Source organism: Bradyrhizobium sp. USDA 3397 (genome assembly GCF_054060965.1).
Genome location: NZ_JBSSDS010000001.1, coordinates 3,426,417 through 3,444,653, shown reverse-complemented (window position 1 = coordinate 3,444,653; position 18,237 = coordinate 3,426,417). Strand labels below are relative to the sequence as shown.

General features: G+C 59.2%; 11 protein-coding genes. 8 read left to right on the top strand and 3 right to left on the bottom strand.

Going from position 1 to position 18,237, the window contains the following annotated elements:
• Window positions 1-441: 441 nt before the first annotated feature.
• The 3 genes from tnpA to tnpC all read left to right on the top strand — a co-directional run bounded on the left by tnpA (window position 442) and on the right by tnpC (window position 2,833).
• Window positions 442-879: an IS66-like element accessory protein TnpA gene (gene tnpA, locus ACVWYQ_RS16065; protein ID WP_456725919.1), complete on the top strand. Its 438-nt coding sequence runs from the start codon at window positions 442-444 to the stop codon at window positions 877-879.
• Window positions 876-1,232 (top strand): IS66 family insertion sequence element accessory protein TnpB, encoded by a 357-nt coding sequence (gene tnpB, locus ACVWYQ_RS16060; RefSeq protein WP_063980520.1) that lies wholly within the window; start codon window positions 876-878, stop codon window positions 1,230-1,232. Before tnpA ends, tnpB begins: the two co-directional genes overlap by 4 nt.
• A 122-nt stretch (window positions 1,233-1,354) precedes the next feature.
• Window positions 1,355-2,833, top strand: a complete 1,479-nt coding sequence (gene tnpC, locus ACVWYQ_RS16055) for an IS66 family transposase (protein WP_456727156.1) — start codon at window positions 1,355-1,357, stop codon at window positions 2,831-2,833.
• Window positions 2,834-4,084: 1,251 nt separating this feature from the next.
• Here tnpC and ACVWYQ_RS16050 read toward each other — a convergent pair.
• The gene (locus ACVWYQ_RS16050) at window positions 4,085-4,822 is read right to left on the bottom strand and encodes a carbonic anhydrase (RefSeq protein WP_456725918.1); all 738 of its coding nucleotides are present in this window, start codon (window positions 4,820-4,822) and stop codon (window positions 4,085-4,087) included.
• 998 nt (window positions 4,823-5,820) lie between these two features.
• Between ACVWYQ_RS16050 and ACVWYQ_RS16045 the strand changes: the two genes are divergently transcribed.
• Together ACVWYQ_RS16045 and ACVWYQ_RS16040 are read left to right on the top strand one after the other, a co-directional pair.
• Window positions 5,821-7,935 carry a prolyl oligopeptidase family serine peptidase gene (locus ACVWYQ_RS16045; RefSeq protein WP_456725917.1) on the top strand — a complete coding sequence of 705 codons (2,115 nt, stop codon included), beginning with the start codon at window positions 5,821-5,823 and terminating at the stop codon, window positions 7,933-7,935.
• A 485-nt stretch (window positions 7,936-8,420) separates the two neighbouring features.
• Window positions 8,421-8,768, top strand: a complete 348-nt coding sequence (locus ACVWYQ_RS16040) for a hypothetical protein (RefSeq protein ID WP_456725916.1) — start codon at window positions 8,421-8,423, stop codon at window positions 8,766-8,768.
• 688 nt (window positions 8,769-9,456) lie between these two features.
• On the opposite strand, the gene groL is transcribed toward ACVWYQ_RS16040, so the two are convergent.
• Entirely contained in the window at window positions 9,457-11,097 is a 1,641-nt protein-coding gene (gene groL, locus ACVWYQ_RS16035) for a chaperonin GroEL (protein ID WP_456725915.1), read from the bottom strand.
• 85 nt (window positions 11,098-11,182) lie between these two features.
• Window positions 11,183-11,497, bottom strand: a complete 315-nt coding sequence (gene groES / locus ACVWYQ_RS16030; RefSeq protein ID WP_260380585.1) for a co-chaperone GroES — start codon at window positions 11,495-11,497, stop codon at window positions 11,183-11,185.
• Between the two features lie 1,493 nt (window positions 11,498-12,990).
• Between groES and noeE the strand changes: the two genes are divergently transcribed.
• From noeE to cysN, 3 genes are all read left to right on the top strand, one after another.
• The gene (noeE, locus tag ACVWYQ_RS16025; protein WP_456725914.1) at window positions 12,991-14,265 is read left to right on the top strand and encodes a nodulation protein NoeE; all 1,275 of its coding nucleotides are present in this window, start codon (window positions 12,991-12,993) and stop codon (window positions 14,263-14,265) included.
• A 263-nt stretch (window positions 14,266-14,528) separates the two neighbouring features.
• Window positions 14,529-15,428 carry a sulfate adenylyltransferase subunit CysD gene (gene cysD / locus ACVWYQ_RS16020; RefSeq protein ID WP_456725913.1) on the top strand — a complete coding sequence of 300 codons (900 nt, stop codon included), beginning with the start codon at window positions 14,529-14,531 and terminating at the stop codon, window positions 15,426-15,428.
• The gene (cysN, locus tag ACVWYQ_RS16015; RefSeq protein ID WP_456725912.1) at window positions 15,428-17,314 is read left to right on the top strand and encodes a sulfate adenylyltransferase subunit CysN; all 1,887 of its coding nucleotides are present in this window, start codon (window positions 15,428-15,430) and stop codon (window positions 17,312-17,314) included. Before cysD ends, cysN begins: the two co-directional genes overlap by 1 nt.
• Window positions 17,315-18,237: the final 923 nt, after the last annotated feature.

Sequence of the window (18,237 nt, the reverse complement as noted above, 5' to 3'; positions counted from 1 at the left end):
GCCGCTATGTCTCGAGGTGTGACAGAAGGGCCGAAAAATTTGCTTGAGACTGCCGTCCCTGATGGCGGTAGCTCACGTTGCGCGGAATGATGACCCGCTCCAGTCAAGGTGATTGTGCCGGTCGCCGCGTTGGTAAACCGCTCCGCCAGAGGTTCGATGATGCGATCGCCCTGGCGGTTCACTGCTGGGTGTGAAAGGCTGCGTGGTACAGGCGAGCTCGCAATAGCGGATCAGCTCAGCTGCGTCCATTTGACCGTCCGCGAGTCTTCGTCGGCGCGCGTAAGCCAACGAAAGGACCTTCCGTGACGAGCCGCTGTAGCCAGACCAGGGCCATGGTTGTTGTTCATCTGCCGCCGGATGGGCGTAAGCGTCGTTCCGTTCCCACCTTCTCGCGGCACATGGGATAGGGGAGGTTCACGATCTCTTTGAAGGGATCGGCTCATGTCTATGCTTGACCATACGCTTAAGTCGGACGTGACGGCGCGCCGGCTGGAAGTGATCACGGAGACGGGACGCCGTCGTTGGTTCTCCAAGGACGACAAGGCCCGGATTGTCGAGGAGACGCTGGTACCAGGCGCGGTCGTTTCCGAGATTGCCCGGCGACACGGGCTGACCCCACAACAAGTGTTCACCTGGCGCCGGCAAGCACGCCAGTTGCCGACGCCGATGGCTGACGATCCGCCGTTCGTACCGGCGGTGGTAGACGCCGTGGTACCGGCCGTGGCGGTTGGCCATGAGCGCAAGCCAGCGCGATGCAAGGCCAAGCCGGATGTCGGGGGCATCGAGATCGAAGCCGAAGGCGTCACTATCCGGGTTGGCCGAGGCGCGGACGTGGCGATGATTGCGGCCATCGTCCATGCGCTGAAGGCAAGCCGGTGATCGGCCCGTCCGGCACTGTCCGGGTGATGGTGGCAACCAAGCCGGTCGACTTCCGCAAGGGAATGGAGGGGCTTGCCATGTTGGTACGCGAGCACATGAAGGCCGATCCGTTCTCGGGTGCTGTTTATGTGTTCCGTGCCAAGCGGGCGGACCGGATCAAGCTGATCTTCTGGGATGGTACGGGTTTGTGCCTGTTCGCCAAGCGGCTCGAGGAAGGCGTCTTCCGCTGGCCGAAGATCGAGGATGGCGTGATGCGTTTGTCGGCGGCGGAATTGTCGGCGCTGCTCGAAGGGCTTGATTGGCGGCGTGTGCACGCGGCACGGGAGACGGTCGTCCCGACGCAAGCCGGATAATTGTGGGCCGCGCTGCGGCGAAGTGAATCAGGGGCATCGAGCACGTCGTCAGGCGGGCGCGAATATGCTCTGATTTGCCTGTGAGCGATAACCTTCCTGATGATCCCGAGACGCTGAAGGCGATGCTGCTTGCCGAGCGGCACGAGAGCGAGCGGCTGCGCCAGATCATCAAGGAATTGCAGCGTCATCGCTTTGGCCGGAAGGCGGAGTCGCTTCCCGAGGAACAGATGCTGCTGGGCCTCGAGGACGTCGAGCAGGTCGGGGCCTCTGCCGAGGCCGGTCAGGACGAGACCGCCCCGGAAGGCCGGGCGGAACGGGCGCGCAAGCGCCGCGTCAACCGCGGGGCACTGCCGGCGCATCTGCCGCGGATCGAGGTCGTCGTCGACATCGACGCCAAGACCTGCCCCTGCTGCCAGGGCGAACTACATCGGATCGGCGAAGACAAGAGCGAGCGGCTGGACATGGTGCCGGCACAGTTCCGCGTTGTCGTCACCCGACGTCCCAAATACGCCTGCCGAGCCTGCGAAGATGGCGTCCTGCAGGCCGAGGCTCCGGCCCGCTTGATCGAGGGCGGACTGCCGACGGAGGCAACCGTCGCCCAGGTTCTGGTGTCCAAATATGCCGATCATCTGCCGCTCTACCGGCAGGCCCAGATCTATGCCCGCCAGGGCATCGCTCTCGATCGATCGACGCTGGCGGACTGGGTTGGGCATGCCGCCTTCCATCTGCGCCCCCTGCATGAGCGCCTTCTCACGGTGCTTCGCGCGAGGTCCAAGCTGTTCGCCGACGAGACGACGGTGCCGGTGCTCGATCCCGGTCGAGGGCGCACCAAGACCGGCCAGCTCTGGGCCTATGCCGCCGACGACAGGCCCTGGGGCGGCCTCGATCCGCCCGGCATCGCCTATGTCTATGCACCCGACCGCAAAGCCGAGCGGCTGTTCAGCCATCTTGCCGGCTTCAAGGGCGTCCTGCAGGTCGATGGCTACATCGCCTACCCAAAGCTTGCCGACCGCGGTGAGGTCGAGCTCGCCTTCTGCTGGGTGCACATGCGGCGCAACTTCTACGAACTCGCGACAGCCGGCCCCGCGCCGATCGCAAGCGAGGCGCTGAAGCACATTGCTGCATTCTATGCGATCGAGAAGGAGATCCGCGGCCGCAGCGCCGAGGAACGTCGCCTCGTGCGGCAGCAGAAGAGCCGGCCGCTGGCCGATGCCTTCGAGGCCTGGCTGCGCGCCAAGCTGGCTCTCATCAGCCAGAAGATCAAGCTCGCCGAAGCCATCCGCTACGCCCTCTCGCGCTGGCAAGGCTTAACGCGCTTCATCGAAGACGGCCGCATCGAACTCGACAACAATACCGTCGAACGATCAATCCGTGGTATCAAGCTCAGTCGCAAGAACGCGCTGTTTGCCGGATCCGACGGTGGTGCCGAACACTGGGCTGTCGTCGCGTCCTTGGTCGAGACTTGCAAGCTCAACGACGTCGATCCGCTCGCCTATCTCACCGACGTCCTGACCAGGATCGTCAAAGGTCATCTCAACCGCGACATCGACCAGCTACTGCCATGGGCCTACCGCGCTCAAGCTCTCAAGGCCGTGGCCTGAGAACGACGCTTACGGATGGGCATCGCATCGGCTTGGTCCAGGGCGAGATGGTCGCGGCAGTTGCCGCGTCAACAAAGCAAGCATCTTCCCGCCAGAGAAAAAAGGCCCGGCCTCATTCTCTGAAGCCGGGCTAAGTCAGACTGGAACGGAGCGATGCTGTTACGCATCGCACCAATCGTCGGCAAAGGGAGAGTTGCCAACGGCATATTTGCGGCTAGGAGTGCCGCAAATTCTAATACGAGATCGACATCCGATCTAAATCTGGTATCGCCTCCGTCCCTCTGCTGAGGATGAGATCGGCCTACGTGGTCGGGCAGCCCGCGACAAGGCGGATGACTCGGTCAGCATTCGCTCGCCGCTGGTAGAGTGGGCCATGCGGAAGCGGGATGGCGGTACGCGGACGCAACTCGAAAGCCATGACGCCAAAGACATGAGAATGCCACAGACAAGTATGCCGTCACCCCAGATGCTAAGGGGTAGCCTGCGTTGGTTTGCCAGAGATCTCGGCCTCATTCCAAGATCGTACAATATGACGCTACGTGCGATTCAATGCCTTTCGCGAGCGGTCGCACAAATTCTCTAAACTCCTAGCGCTCAGCCAGCCAAGACCGTTCGTAACTTACAATTCAATCTGTCTACTGATGAGGCTTGCCCCGTGTAAGCGATTCAGGCAATTGCGCATCATCATTCGATGCGATCTCCGATGGGCCGATCTTCTCTAAAAGCTCGCGTGGTCAGCTTAGCCGACACGAACCTTAAGGTCACTCTATCGGAGAGCTCCTCGTTAGCTGAGCCAAAGGTATAACGAACTTCGACGATCTCAAACGAGACATGGCCATTTTCCCAAGAGCGACAACCACTGGTTCGAGCGAACCAGGCGACTTGCCGCCAAGGTCCCTGATTGAAGAATAGTCATGATGAGCCTGTCGAGCGCTGCTCATCTGGATGCCACATCACCAGAACGACCGCGCCGTGCTCGATACATGCAGAGCCCTGCTGATCTGACCCAGCGCCCGTCCAGCACCGATGCAGATGTTCGGGAGCTTGCCATGCTATGTCGGTCTTCAGCACTGCGGGAGTGGGCACTTCACGAGCGGCTCGCTGGCCTGCATGCTCCGGGAAGCGGCCAGTCCGCTTGCAACCTGGCCTGAAGCGATTTGTCAGGTTGAGGCCAATGGGCGCTATGGATGGATCTCAGTGGGTTTATTATCTTGCTCACCTGCGGCCGCTCGAGAAGCGCTCGGGTGACGGTCAGCTCAGCAGATCGACCCTGCCGGTGTCGAGCCGATAAAGACCCCCGACGACCTTCAGTCTGTTCTGCTCGACTGCCGACTTCAGGAGCGGGGCTGCCGAAATGAGCTTATAGACGTTCTCAGCCACATTTTGCCGGATCGCATTGGCGAGTGCATCCCCGCTCTCCTGAGAAGAAGCCTTCACCGCGGGCGCAAGTGCGGCAACAAGGGATGGAATGTGCCCTGGCAGAGTAGTGTCGTCCTTCAAGGATTTGATCGCGGCACCGACAGCGCCGCAGCGATCATGGCCGAGTACCAGGATTAGGGGGGTATTTAGCACGGCCACCGCATATTCCATGCTGGCGATGGTCTCATCGTTGGCGAAATTACCAGCGACACGGCAAACGAACAGATCGCCAAGTCCGCTATTGAAAACATACTCAGGGACGATTCGTGAGTCGGCGCATGTTAAGACTGCCGCATATGGATTTTGCCCGCCGACCAGAGCTTTGCGTTCGTGCCTGAAGTCGCCGCCTCGCGATACGCCCTGAACATAGCGCGCATTGCCTTCCATTAGTCGCTCAAGCGAAGCCTTTGGCGAGAGCAGGTTATCTGGTTTGGGCGGCGCTGTTGGCTCGATCGCGCTCGCGATCCTGCCGCCAAGCAGCATGCCGGCCGCCGAAGCAGCGAATAGCACCAGAGAGCGGCGGGATGGCACCGTCGGACGAGGCAGGATCGGGAGGCACTCTTCACACATGTCTTTCCTCTGAGGGAGCTTCTCCAGTGCGTTGCGTGATTTCGGCCTCGCTTCGCTGCAGAACCCGCGCCTGACCAAATTGAGCTGCAATCAACCGAGTTGTACAGGCAAGTGATCGATGCGCTCGCCCTTACATCTATAGCTGCTCTTCGTTGCACCCTTGTGAGCCTGTCCGAGATGGCCGCGAGCAGAATTTAAAGAGTCTTCGCGACCTTCATAACGATTTCCAGACTACGTCCTGACGCAGCGTGAGGTTCAAGTAATTTCATCCCGTGCGACTCTTGCCCGCATGCCAGGACATCGGCAGCCTTTCTCCAATGCAGTATTGTGCGGCCTATTGTGCAGCGCCGTTCCTGCTGAGTGCGGAACAAAGTTGGATAGCACAGCATGTATTCCGCCGAATTCGGTTGGCGAAAACGAGATCACGACTGCCGTTGCGGTAATCGGTGCTCCGCGGCCAAGACCAATCTGGTCTAGGCACCCCGTCGCGGAGGTCAGTGAATAGCGAACGCACCAATCGGCCACTCCTGATGAACAACTAAAGCACGTTGGCCTGATTCGGGAGCGAGAAAACATCCGTGAGATTGCAAAGAGTGATCATCGAGCCCCGGAGTGTGGGGTTTCTCACAAAATGCTGCAACTGAATGGATAACTGCCGTTTCTGAATACGAGCCGTTTGCCACTAAGCAAGCCGCCAGCCCATTTAGCGCAATCATTAGCGTTATTGTCAAACAGAGCGAGGCGAACTTTGCAAGTGCGACAGAAGCGTAGAACTCATGACAATGCTGCCGAAGCTAACGCCGCAATGTCAGGTGCCGACGGGCGAGCACTGAGCCACCGGGGGACCTCGGAATTTCCGGCGGCACGCCGCTTGCTTCGTTGGTCCGGTCACAGTCCGGCGCATATCCGTTGTCGCGACCCAATGCGCATCGTCCGTTCGCTCTGCCCAGCTCCAAACTGCGCGAGCCGGGCGGCCCAAGCAGTTCAGGATAACTTCTATGAAACACTCACTCCTCGCCACCGCGTTGCTTTCAATGGCGCTTTTGTCATCTGCGGCATTACCCCAGAAACCGGCCCATGCGGCGGCGGTAGAGGATCCCTTCCTTTGGCTCGAGGTGATCGATGGACCGCGCGCACTCGCTTGGGCGCGCGCCGAGAACGATAAGACGCTCGGAGTGCTCCAATCAGAACCCCGTTATCATCGCTTCTATGAGGAGGCGCTGAGCATCCTCCAAGCCGAGGACCGGATCCCGTATGTTTCGTCGGAGCGGCAGGGTCTCGGCAAGTTATGGCAGGACGAGAGCCACGTGCGCGGCATCTGGCGTCGTACCACTGACGGCTATGGCAGCTCGGAGCCGCTCTGGGAGAGTATTCTTAGTATTGACGAGCCGGCGGCCACGGAGAAGAAGAACTGGGTCTTGAAGGGCGGTAGCTGCCTGCCGCCCGAAGAGCGCCTGTGCCTCGTCGAGCTCTCTGACGGCGGGAAGGACGCTGTGTTCATTCGCGAGTACGATCGGCATGCCAAGGCCTTCGTACCAACCGGATTCGATCTTCCGGAGGGAAAGCAGGACGTCAGCTGGGTCGACCGCGACACAATACTCATCGCGCGCGATTGGGGCGAAGGGACCATGACGCCGGCGGGCTATCCCTTCGTCGTGAAGGAGCTCAAGCGCGCTCAGCCGCTGGTTCAAGCGCGGGAGGTCTTCCGTGGGGAGCCGAACGATGCGATGACGGCGACCTTCGTGCTGCGGGACAGCGAAGGCAGGATTCATGCGATCGGCGCCATACGCGCCATCAGCGCCTTCGAGCGGGAGTATGTGCTTCTCGGGCCCAAAGGACCGATCAAGCTTAACCTGCCAAAAATGGCGGACATCGTTGGCATCGCCAGTAACCGCTTGCTAGTGACGCTCGACGAAGACTGGGCGCTGTCCGAAAGCACCCACTTTGTTGCGGGTTCGATCCTCTCATATGACCTGGCCGAATGGAAGCAGGATCCGCTTCGCGCGATGCCCTCGGTGGTCTTCCAGCCCGAGGCTCGGCATGCGCTCAGCGGGCTCGTGGTCACCAAGAGCGCTTTAATCCTGACGATCCTTGACAATGGTCAGAGCAAGGCTTTCATCTACAGCTACGACCAGGGTGACTGGCGGGCTACGCCGATCCCGTTCCCTGTCAACATGAACGTCAGCCTGTCAGCCGTTCGCCCTGAAACGGACGAGGTGCTGTTCACGGTCTCCAGCTATCTCGTGCCGACTTCCCGCTGGTACTTCGACGCGGCGACCAAACGTCTCAAAATGGTGACGACGACATCTCCTCAGTTCAACGCGTCCAACCACGTTGTGGAGCAGTTCGAGGCAACTTCGCTCGATGGGACAAAGATTCCCTACTCTCTGGTGCGTCCGAAGAACGCAAGGCTCGGGGAGCCGATCCCAACCCTTCTCACTGGCTATGGCGCGTTTCAAGAACCGCTCCTGCCATTGTTTGACGGAGCGATAGGGCGGCTCTGGCTTGAGCAGGGCAATGCATATGTTCTGGCAAACCTGCGCGGCGGCGGCGAGTTTGGGCCGCGATGGCACGAGGCTGCCCAGGGGGCCACAAAGCAGCGGACGTGGGACGATTTCATCGCCGTCGCGGACCTGATTCGCCGGAAGATCACCTCTCCGCGTCGATTGGGCGTGGTCGGCGGCAGCCAGGGAGGTCTGCTGGTAGGCACCGCAATTACGCAGCGACCCGACCTTTTCAATGCGGCAATCATGCAGGTGCCGCTGCTCGACATGCTTCGCTTCGCAAAGTTGGCCGCGGGCGCCTCCTACATCGGTGAATATGGTGATCCCGCCGTTACGGAGCAGCGCGGATGGCTCGAGGCCTACTCGCCCTATCAGAGGCTGGTCCCCGGCAAGACCTACCCGATGCCTTTCATTCTCTCCTCCACAAAGGATGATCGCGTGCACCCGGCGCACGGCCGCAAGGCAGCCGCTAGGCTTGCTGCCCTCGGCCAGCCTTATTTTTACTTTGAGAACTTCGAGGGTGGACACAGCGTGGCTGCCAATCTCAAGGAACATGCGCGCCGGCTGGCACTCGAATACACCTATGCATCCAAGCGGCTTGTGGATTGAGTAATGTCAGCGAGGGAGTTCGTTGAGGCCGCCAGCGCAGTTGGTGGCCTGTCGGCATCAGCGCGTTTGAATGGAGAGCTCACGGAGCGGGCCTGTTTGTACCCTAAAAGAAGGCGGACAGGTGAAGCGCGCGAGGTTCACGGAAGGGCAGATTATCGTGATTTGATTGTCCCGCTTATAACAGCGATCCCCATCGAGCTACTTGCGCTCTATGACTCTATCCAGTTACTCCCAAGCTCCGCGAGACCTCTCAGCAAAGAGCTCTCCTCCGTGCAAGGATCATTCGGATGATTTTTGGACAACGGAGCGCAGTCCACAAACCTTCAGTGATGAAGACGCAGCCCGCAGCATGAAGCTTTTGCTTTCCGAGCAGCAAGATGCTCAGGGTAAACGCGATCTGCCGCCAGTCCATCGACGCTGTGTTCGGCATCATCAGCCGCAGGCAATTGCGTGAGCGGCTTGCGCTCTCATTCAGGGGTTAGAAAATGGCAGAACAGATTCATTCGCACGCGGTGGTGTGGATCGACCGACTCATTGCCAAGATATTCTTCATAGGGCTAACGGGCGTCAGCGCCACGACCGTGCGCGCGCATAAATCGTGTACGATTGGAGCTTCCGGTGTGAATAATGATTCAACGTTTCTCGTCAGGATAGGTGGGGTCCTGAGTAGCTGCACCGATCTGCTGATCATCGGGCCGGAGACCGAGCACACTCAGCTAATGCACTTTCTGAGAGCAAACAGGCTGGACCTCACCATCCAAGTCGAGACAAGCAATCCTTCGACCGACCGGGAACTCGTAGCGCTCGGGCGAAAGCGCTTCCGACTGGATTAAGCTCTTTGCTTCTGATTGTCGACCGTGCTCCAGTCTTCCCGGAAACCACTACCTCTTGCAGGCGTCATCCGTTTAGGTCGGTCAGTAAGCGCCTGTGCAGAGGGCGCTCCTTGAGTTGGCGGACGATCGCCGGTTCGGTTCGCTCTTAGCGCCCAACCTCTAGCTAGCTCGTTTAAGTGCGGTTTGCCAGCTCTGTACTCCGGTGCCGATTTCTCAGAGGAGATAGATGGACGAGCGGCATTTCCGCTTCGCCAGTTCTCATCGTGCCTGAGGACATGCTGTGTTCGTAATCATTCCAGAGAGACTCGCGTCACCTGCGGTGCGGCTTGTTGCACGACGCAAGCCCGGCATATTCCAGGACGGTTGAACTGATCCGAGGTCGCCAACGTCACAGAGGAGGACCGGCCTTGATGGGATAGTCGCATCAAAATGCCGTGCCTTCGGCTTCCAGGTCTGCCGTTCTATGCAATTGATTATCCGTTCCTCCCGCCTGCCCTGACTTGACGGATGCCATTATCGCGCAGGCGGCGAAATCCTAAGCGAAGCGTCTGTATGGCTTTGGCAACTGCTGATCGCCATATCCGGCGAGCACTAGACTAGCGCACCAGAATCGCAATGTGGAAAGAGTTCTGCGCCAAAAGACGACCCCGGCATTTCGCTGCCGGGGTCGCATTTTTAGCGAGAGTGGTCAGAAGTCCATGCCGCCCATGCCGCCTCCCGGCGGCATAGCGGGCACGGCTCCATTCTTCTTCGGCAGCTCGGCAACCATGGCTTCCGTGGTGATCAAGAGGGCGGCAACAGAGGCTGCGTTCTGGATCGCGGTGCGCACCACCTTGGTCGGATCGATGATGCCCTTTGAAACCAAGTTGCCATACTCGCCGGTTTGCGAGTCGAAACCGTACGCGTATTGCTCCTTCTCCAGGATCTTGCCAACGATCACCGAGCCGTCTTCACCGGCGTTGATCGCGATCTGGCGAGCGGGGGCCGACAGCGCCTTGCGCACGATCTCGACGCCGGTCTTCTGGTCCTCGTTCTTGGTGCGCAGGCCCTTGAGCTGCTCGGAGGCACGGAGCAGGGCGACGCCGCCGCCCGGAACGATGCCTTCTTCCACGGCCGCGCGGGTCGCATGCATCGCGTCATCGACGCGATCCTTGCGCTCCTTCACCTCGACCTCGGTCGCGCCGCCGACGCGGATCACCGCGACGCCGCCCGCGAGCTTGGCAAGACGCTCCTGGAGCTTCTCACGGTCGTAGTCCGAGGTGGTCTCCTCGATCTGCGCCTTGATCTGGGCCACGCGCGCCTCGATGTCGGCCTTCTTACCGGCGCCGTTGACGATCGTGGTGTTCTCCTTGTCGATCATCACCTTCTTGGCGCGGCCGAGCATGTTGAGCGTGACGTTCTCGAGCTTGATGCCGAGATCTTCCGAGATCGCCTGGCCGCCGGTCAGGATCGCGATGTCCTGCAGCATGGCCTTGCGGCGATCGCCGAAGCCCGGAGCCTTGACGGCCGCGACCTTCAGACCGCCGCGCAGGCGGTTCACGACGAGCGTGGCCAAGGCCTCGCCTTCGACGTCCTCGGCGACGATGACCAGCGGCTTGCCGCTTTGCACCACGGCCTCGAGCAGCGGCAGCAGCTCGTTCAGCGAGGAGAGCTTCTTCTCGTTGATCAGGACGTAGGCATCGTCCATCTCAACGCGCATCTTGTCGGCATTGGTGACGAAGTAGGGCGAGATGTAGCCGCGGTCGAACTGCATGCCCTCGACCACGTCGAGCTCGGTCTCGAGCGACTTGGCTTCCTCGACGGTGATGACGCCCTCGTTGCCGACCCTCTTCATGGCGTCGGAAAGGAACTTGCCGATCTCGGCATCGCCGTTGGCCGAGATGGTGGCGACCTGGGCGATCTCGTCGTTCGAGGTGACCTTCTTCGAGTTCTTCTCGAGGTCGGCCACGACGGCTTCGATCGCAAGGTCGATACCGCGCTTGAGGTCCATCGGGTTCATGCCGGCGGCGACCGACTTGGCACCCTCGCGAACAATCGCAGCGGCAAGCACGGTGGCGGTGGTGGTGCCGTCGCCGGCCGCGTCAGCGGACTTGGAGGCGACTTCGCGCACCATCTGCGCGCCCATGTTCTCGAACTTGTCGTCGAGCTCGATCTCCTTGGCGACGGTGACGCCGTCCTTGGTGATGCGGGGAGCGCCGAACGACTTGTCGAGCACGACGTTGCGGCCCTTCGGACCGAGTGTGACCTTCACCGCGTTGGCGAGAACGTCGACGCCGCGCAGCATGCGGTCGCGGGCGTCTACGCCGAACTTAACTTCTTTGGCTGACATGTGGGTTTTCCTGAGTGTTTCACTTGGTCTCATCCTTGGCGGCGCGCGGCATGCGCTCCTCAGGATGAGTCCTGCGAGCGGTATTTTAGGCGGCCTTCTTCTTGGCGAACGGATCCGTGAGAACGCCCAAGATGTCGCTTTCCTTCATAATCAACAGCTCCTGGCCGTCGATCTTGACCTCAGTGCCTGACCACTTCCCGAACAGGATGCGGTCGCCGACCTGGACATCGATCGGAACCAACTTGCCGGACTCGTCGCGGCCACCCGGGCCAACGGCGATGACTTCGCCCTGGGAGGGCTTTTCCTTCGCAGTGTCCGGAATGATAATGCCGCCAGCGGTCTTTTCTTCTGCGTCGATGCGCTTGACTACGACGCGGTCGTGAAGCGGACGGAATTCCATGCAGATCTCTCCTAAGCAGTTACACAAGTTGAGTATTTCTCGATTGCTGGCAATCGAGGCCCGTGAGTGCCAACGCAGGCGCACCTGAAATAGGACTGATTTGTTGGGGAACAAGTGTTTGTAGGAGGAAAATCCTCACTCACCGCCGAGCTGTGAATCCGCTTCGGGCCAGTTAACCTCGCGAGCTTGCCGCCGAGCACCTATCCTGAGTGAGCTCTGTCTCTCTACCAATATCGCTTTACAGTTCGATTCCTTTCGCCCCCGCCTTGCAAGCCATGATCTTATACCAGACGGTAAAGCGCTGCCGATCTGGAGTAGCTTCAAATGAAACCGTCAGCTGAATTCGCAAGATCGCGCGGTCTTGGAATCCTGCGCCGAGATCGGGTTGCCTGCTTGGATCGATGGTCCGCTAGCCCTCGCGCCCGATCTGCCCGGTTTACGCCAGGGTGCCTCTGCCGGCATTGCGGCGGAATTGACTTTGGAGCAAATGGACGGTCTGGCGCGCGCGAAGCTGTCTCAGGCCGCCACGAAACGGGCATATGTTCCTCTCACTAGAGCCCGTCCTTATGCGATCTCGCCGGATGGCGTATACACGCGGACAGCGGCTCCGCCTCGAGTTGTCGAGCCGCCAGTGCGAGTTCGGCGTTAGAATAATCAGCTGAAAAAAAACCTTCTTTGGACTTTGATCTCGATCAGGCGCGCCTAGATCACAGCTTGAAGGTCGTGCTTGATGGAGAGATGTTCGGGCTTTGGCATCACGGGCGGTGTTCTGCCAGGCCGCGGCCAGACGGTGCCGCAAAAATGCGACACAGGGGTGTTCGACCTTGCTAAGTTTCGAGCTGCATCAGGCGGCAATGTTCTTTCGGCGCTCCTGCTCGGCATTGCAGACGACTTCCTCCTTCTCGTGCCAGCTTCGGCGCAGCGCTTGAAGTAAACTGCGCTTCGCCGTAGTAGCTACAGAGTGGTGCGAACGAGCTCCGCGCATTGCCATGCGACCTTTCGCCGGCCGGGTATGCGCAGACCACCAAGTGAGCGCGTCCGGTTCATGGCACGAAGACAAGACCTGCCGTCGGACTAGAATGGGTATTTGGCATCAGGCACGAGTATGAAGCTCTTGGCTCTGCACTGTGCGAGGGACCACAGGGCACAAGAAGCTGCGCCCTAGACGCGATAAGCGTCTCATCTGGCGATAAACCTCAGTATAGTTTTTTCAACCCTTCCCAAATCAGCTGTTTATCTTCGTACGATTGAGATCACCCTTTGTCTCACGTCTGCTAGGAGCCGGGGGGCCAATTGGAGCTGCCAAAGCGCCGGATCCTGCCGTATGGATCGAATTCGATAGGTTTCAGACGATGAGTTGCAGGCGACTTCCTTCTCACATGACCATGCCGCGCCCGGGTTCAATCCTTATAGAACCGCAGGGCTACCGTTACTTTGTTCGAGCGATGACCGCGGCGATGGCCGCTCAGCTTGTGCACGCATAGGGGGGACTCATGGTCGACTATACTAATCATTCGCCCGCAGTATGCTTTCTCCTTGGCCTTCCACGCTCCGGGACGACACTCCTTGCCCACCTGCTACAGCAGCATCCGGACATCACAGCTCCCCCCGAGCCCTGGCTAATGCTGGCCCTAAACGAATTTGGCAGGGTAGACCACCGTCACCCGGCAGTCGCATCAATGATCAAGACCGCGACCTCTGAATTCTTGGCTCGTATAGATCGTACGGTCGTCAGCCGCGCTTTTGCCGACGCGGCGTATGGCCAGTACTTGGCAGCGGCGGGCAAGCGTATCCTCATAGACAAGTCGCCGCGCTATTGGATGGTACTTGAGTTTCTGGAAACTCTCTATCCAAAGACGCCACACATCCTTCTGATGCGCAATCCCTATGCTATTGCCGCTTCCTTGAAGTCGACGTGGGGCATCCCCCTCCACGCAGAACCCTCCTGTTCCATCAGCATATCGTCGCTCGCCGATCTTCTGATCCGTGTACCCGACAGCATTGCATCTGCACTCGCTGATCTGGTCCTGGGGCTTCCTAAGCTTGCAGCGCACCGGGCTCGACCGCAGACGCAGCTAGTGCAGTACGAGCGCCTTGTCGCGCAGCCGGAAGCGGAAGTCCGCCGCGTGATCGTGGGCCTTGGCCTTGATCCAACAATCTCCGCGCCAACCACGACTGAGCAAACCCACTATCTTCAGTCAAGTAGCTTCGGAGATCGAAAGATCCTGGATAGACAGGCGGTCGATGACCGCTCTGTCCACGCCTGGCAAAACCAACTGAGCATCGAAGAGATGCAAACAGTAACCGATCTAATCGGCGCAGATCTGTTGGTGGAGCTCGGATATGAGCAAGAACTACGACAGGCACAGCAAGCTGGAGTTGTGGATAAAGGGAAAGAGGTAACCGAACTTTATCGTCGGATTTTTGAAATTTGGTGGAATTTGCGCTGCTCCGATGTAGGCGCAACGCACCTGGATTCCTCCAGCGCTGGGGCGCCAACCCATAGTGTCCGCGAGCCTACTGAGAGCTCTTACCGCAGCTCCGAGCTTCCGAGAAACGCCGAAGCACAACATATGTCTGGGTCCGAAACTGAGGACGGTGTGCCACTGGCAAATTCGACGGCAGCTCTGTTGAGCCAAGCGCTGTTGGCCTCGGAGCTTGATCGTGCCGTGCAGCTAGACGCTAGGCGTGATCGCGATGCCGTTATCGAGACGCTCCGAGGCGAGATCGCTCGGCTTGAGGTGGCTCTCAACAATGGCGTGCCATGACTTGCACGCCAGAGCAAAAGCCCTGCTCTCACTGTACTTCTTAGCCTGCTATTGAACAGAAATCAGGGCAGCAGAAGCTTTCGAGCGCACTGGTGTCATGCTAATTGCCGACCAGTAGATCGAATGGCACATGAGTGTTGGACTGTCATTGCTGTTCGCCGCCGCGACGTTTGAGCCGACGGAAGCGCTATTCAGCCGCCTGGGAATCGGTCCAATCAAAGCGGCACCTTAATCAAGAGAGAGCCTTTCATCGGAAAGAACTTATGCTGCCAATACATCTTCGCCGCCTCGAAGCTGAATCCATCGAAATCATGCGAGAGGTGGTCGCCGAGTTCAGTAAGCCGGTCATGCTCTATTCGATCGGAAAAGACTCGAGCGTCATGCTGCACATTGCAATCAAGGCCTTCTATCCCGCGAAGTTGCCGTTCCCATTGCTGCACGTGGATACAACCTGGAAGTTCCGCGAGATGATCACGTTCCGGGATCAGACAGCCAAGCGGCTTGGCGTCAAGGTGATCGTGCACGTGAATAAGGAAGGCATCGAACGCGGCATCAACCCGATCGATTCGGGGTCGGCGCTTCACACTCAAGTGATGAAGACAGACGCCCTGAAGCAGGCGCTCGATTTCTATCAGTTCGATGCGGCCTTCGGCGGAGCACGACGTGACGAGGAAAAGAGTCGCGCGAAAGAGCGGATATTCTCCTTTCGTTCGGCCGGGCATGTCTGGGATCCCCGCAACCAGCGGCCGGAGCTTTGGAATCTTTTCAACACCCGAATTCGGCAGGGCGAAACCATGCGTGTGTTCGCAATGTCGAACTGGACCGAGCTCGACATCTGGGAATACGTCATGCTCGAGCAGATCCCAGTTGTGCCTCTCTACTTTGCAAAGCAGAGGCCAGTCGTACGGCGAAGCGGCGCAACGATCATGGTGGACGACGGACGATTTCCGCTTAAGCCCAATGAAACACCAGAGATGAGGATGGTCAGATTCCGCACTCTGGGATGTTATCCCCTGAGCGGAGCCATCGATTCCAACGCGACGACGATCCAGGAAGTTGTAGAAGAAATGCGGAATGCGAGAGTATCTGAGCGCCAAGGACGCTTAATTGATACCGATGAAGCCGCTTCGATGGAGAAAAAAAAGCGGGAAGGTTACTTTTAATGACTTTCATAGCGACGACCAAGTGTCTGGTTGGGGCCGGAACAAAGGACCAGATGCGATTCATCACCTGCGGTTCGGTGGATGACGGCAAGTCGACACTGATCGGCCGGCTGCTGCATGACAGCAAGATGATCTGCGAAGATCAGCTCACGGCGCTGGAACGGGACAGCGCTAGGCACGGCACTACCGGCAGTGACATTGATTTCGCGCTGCTCGTCGATGGGCTTGAAGCCGAACGGGAACAGGGCATCACAATCGATGTGGCCTACCGATTCTTTAGCACCCAGCGTCGCTCGTTCATTGTGGCCGACACTCCCGGCCACGAGCAGTACACCCGCAACATGGCAACCGGCGCCTCGAATGCCGAGCTCGCCATCATCTTGATCGATGCTCGAAAGGGCGTACTGGTCCAGACCAAGCGCCACTCTTTCATCTGTTCCCTGCTCGGAATTCGTCATGTCGTGCTAGCAGTGAACAAGATCGATCTCGTCAACTACGAGCAGAAGAGTTTTGATCGGATCGTTGACGACTATTCGACTTTTGCTGCCGGTCTTGGCTTCACCTCTATCGTTCCGATCCCGATCTCCGCCCGCTACGGCGACAATCTTGTCGGCCGTTCAGATCATACCAAGTGGTATATTGGTCCGTGCCTGCTCGACCATTTGGACAGCGTCGATATCCAGCCCAACGCGGCTACTGCCTTCCGTTTTCCGGTCCAGTGGGTGAACCGGCCCAATCAGGATTTCCGCGGTTATGCCGGCTCGGTGGTTTCCGGGAGCATCTCGGCAGGCGACGAGATCGTTGCCGCAGCGTCCGGTCAAACTACCCGAATCAAGCGGATCGTGACCCAGAAGGGCGATCTTCCCCGCGCTGAGGCCGGCGATGCCGTTACCATCACCCTGGAAGACGAAATCGACATCAGCCGCGGCGATCTTCTGGCGCGCCCGAGCGAGCCTCCCAAGGTCGCCAACCAGTTCGCCGCCTATCTCATCTGGATGGACAAGGACCCGCTCGTCCCTGGACGCAATTACATCCTGCGCGTTGGGTCACAGACCAAAACCGGCAGCATCACCGCAATCGAGCACCGGATCGACGTCAACACACGTGAGCACCTGGCAGCACGGACGCTTCATCTAAACGAGATCGGGTTTTGCAAAGTGGCGACGGCAGTGATTGTGGCGTTCGATCCCTTCGATAGCAATCGGAAGACGGGATCATTTATCGTCATCGATCCCCATACGAATCGCACGGTTGGAGCCGGCATGATCGCCTTTGCGGTGCAGCGGGCGACCAACATCGCTTTGCAACCGCTGTCGGTAGATAAAGCAGCGCGTGCCGCACTCAAGAACCAGAAGCCTTGCGTCATCTGGTTCACCGGGCTGTCCGGCGCGGGCAAATCAACCATTGCAAACATCGTCGATCAAAAGCTGTTTGCAATGTCTTGCCACACAATGATTCTGGATGGAGACAACCTCCGGCACGGATTGAATCGGGATCTTGGCTTCACCCAGGCCGACCGCGCTGAGAATATTCGGCGTGTCGGGGAAGTCGCCAAGTTGATGGCAGACAGCGGGTTGATCGTAATTTGCTCGTTTATCGCGCCCTACAGGGCTGAACGCGACATGATACGCAATCTGTTTGATGAGGAAGAGTTCATCGAAGTGTTTGTCGACACGCCGCTTGAAGAATGCGAGCGGCGGGATCCCAAGGGTCTATATTCCAAGGTGAGGTCTGGCGAGATAAAGAGCTTCACCGGCATCGATGCGCCATACGAAAGGCCGTTAAGGCCGGAAATGCATCTCACGACTTTGGGACAAACGGCCGAGCAGCTAGCGGATGCGGTGGTCAATCTCTTGGTGGCCCGCGCTGTCATTGGCGATCGCTAGGGAGTCCTTTCCTATGCCTAATGTGCTGCGCTCCAGTGAAAGGCGATCAGCAGACGCTTAGCGGAGAAGACCGCACTAAAACCTCTGGGATCGATACAGGGCGGCAACATGATGGCAGGGGATGCGACCCGCACCCAACAGTGCCGATGCGGGCTTGGTCGGCGAAACCGTCTCGCACTGAATTGTCACGCCTCTGTTCGATTGCGCGACGTGAGCCAGATCCAAAGCCGCTTCCGGAAGGAAAGGCAACGCCGGGTTGATGTGCCACGCATAGACCACATCGAACGGGCGCCGGATGCGACCATCAAGTGCCGCAAGCGAGCCAACCGAGAGCGGAACGGCTCAGAGGTGCGGTCCGCTGCCGCATGCGCGCAGACTCATGAGTCCTGTCGTTATTGTATGCTCTGAGCTCGAGCTCCGAAACGCCACGTGAATCTCGTTCGCCACATAGGCCCGCTTGGGGCCTTGTTGCAGGACCGTTTCACGCAAGCCAGGTCTGGGCTGCGGACTGGTGGGCGTGAAGTGGACACGATGATGTGGCAACTCGGCGCAGCCGCATCGGTGGTCGAGTGGATCGTCGCCGACGTCACGAGAGCATAGGCCATAACGCGGATATCGGGAGTCTGCGCAACCCGACGGTGTCACCCGGCGCGGATGTTCTGGAAGATCTTCACACCTCGGCCGGGGTAAGGACTGCGCCGGCCACCAATTCGAGAGGCGCGCCCATGAAAATCATCGCGGAGTTGACGCAGAAGTACGCCGACTTCCCAGCCCCACACGTCCGTGCGTCGCGTCTCCCGAACGGTGCCGTTAGGTTGACCGTTTGCGGGCGGGGTGGCAAGCACGCATGTATCGACCTTGAGGACGATGAGTGGCGTTCGTTTGTGTCACAAGCGCTTATCTCCGAAGAGAGCAACCGTTCG

Coding starts and splice junctions, on each gene's coding strand:
- tnpA (WP_456725919.1), top strand. CDS start 442: ATGTCTATGCTTGACCATACGCTTAAGTCGGACGTGACGGCGCGCCGG.
- tnpC (WP_456727156.1), top strand. CDS start 1,355: ATGCTGCTTGCCGAGCGGCACGAGAGCGAGCGGCTGCGCCAGATCATC.
- ACVWYQ_RS16050 (WP_456725918.1), bottom strand. CDS start 4,822: ATGTGTGAAGAGTGCCTCCCGATCCTGCCTCGTCCGACGGTGCCATCC.
- ACVWYQ_RS16045 (WP_456725917.1), top strand. CDS start 5,821: ATGAAACACTCACTCCTCGCCACCGCGTTGCTTTCAATGGCGCTTTTG.
- ACVWYQ_RS16040 (WP_456725916.1), top strand. CDS start 8,421: ATGGCAGAACAGATTCATTCGCACGCGGTGGTGTGGATCGACCGACTC.
- groL (WP_456725915.1), bottom strand. CDS start 11,097: ATGTCAGCCAAAGAAGTTAAGTTCGGCGTAGACGCCCGCGACCGCATG.
- groES (WP_260380585.1), bottom strand. CDS start 11,497: ATGGAATTCCGTCCGCTTCACGACCGCGTCGTAGTCAAGCGCATCGAC.
- noeE (WP_456725914.1), top strand. CDS start 12,991: ATGGTCGACTATACTAATCATTCGCCCGCAGTATGCTTTCTCCTTGGC.
- cysD (WP_456725913.1), top strand. CDS start 14,529: ATGCTGCCAATACATCTTCGCCGCCTCGAAGCTGAATCCATCGAAATC.
- cysN (WP_456725912.1), top strand. CDS start 15,428: ATGACTTTCATAGCGACGACCAAGTGTCTGGTTGGGGCCGGAACAAAG.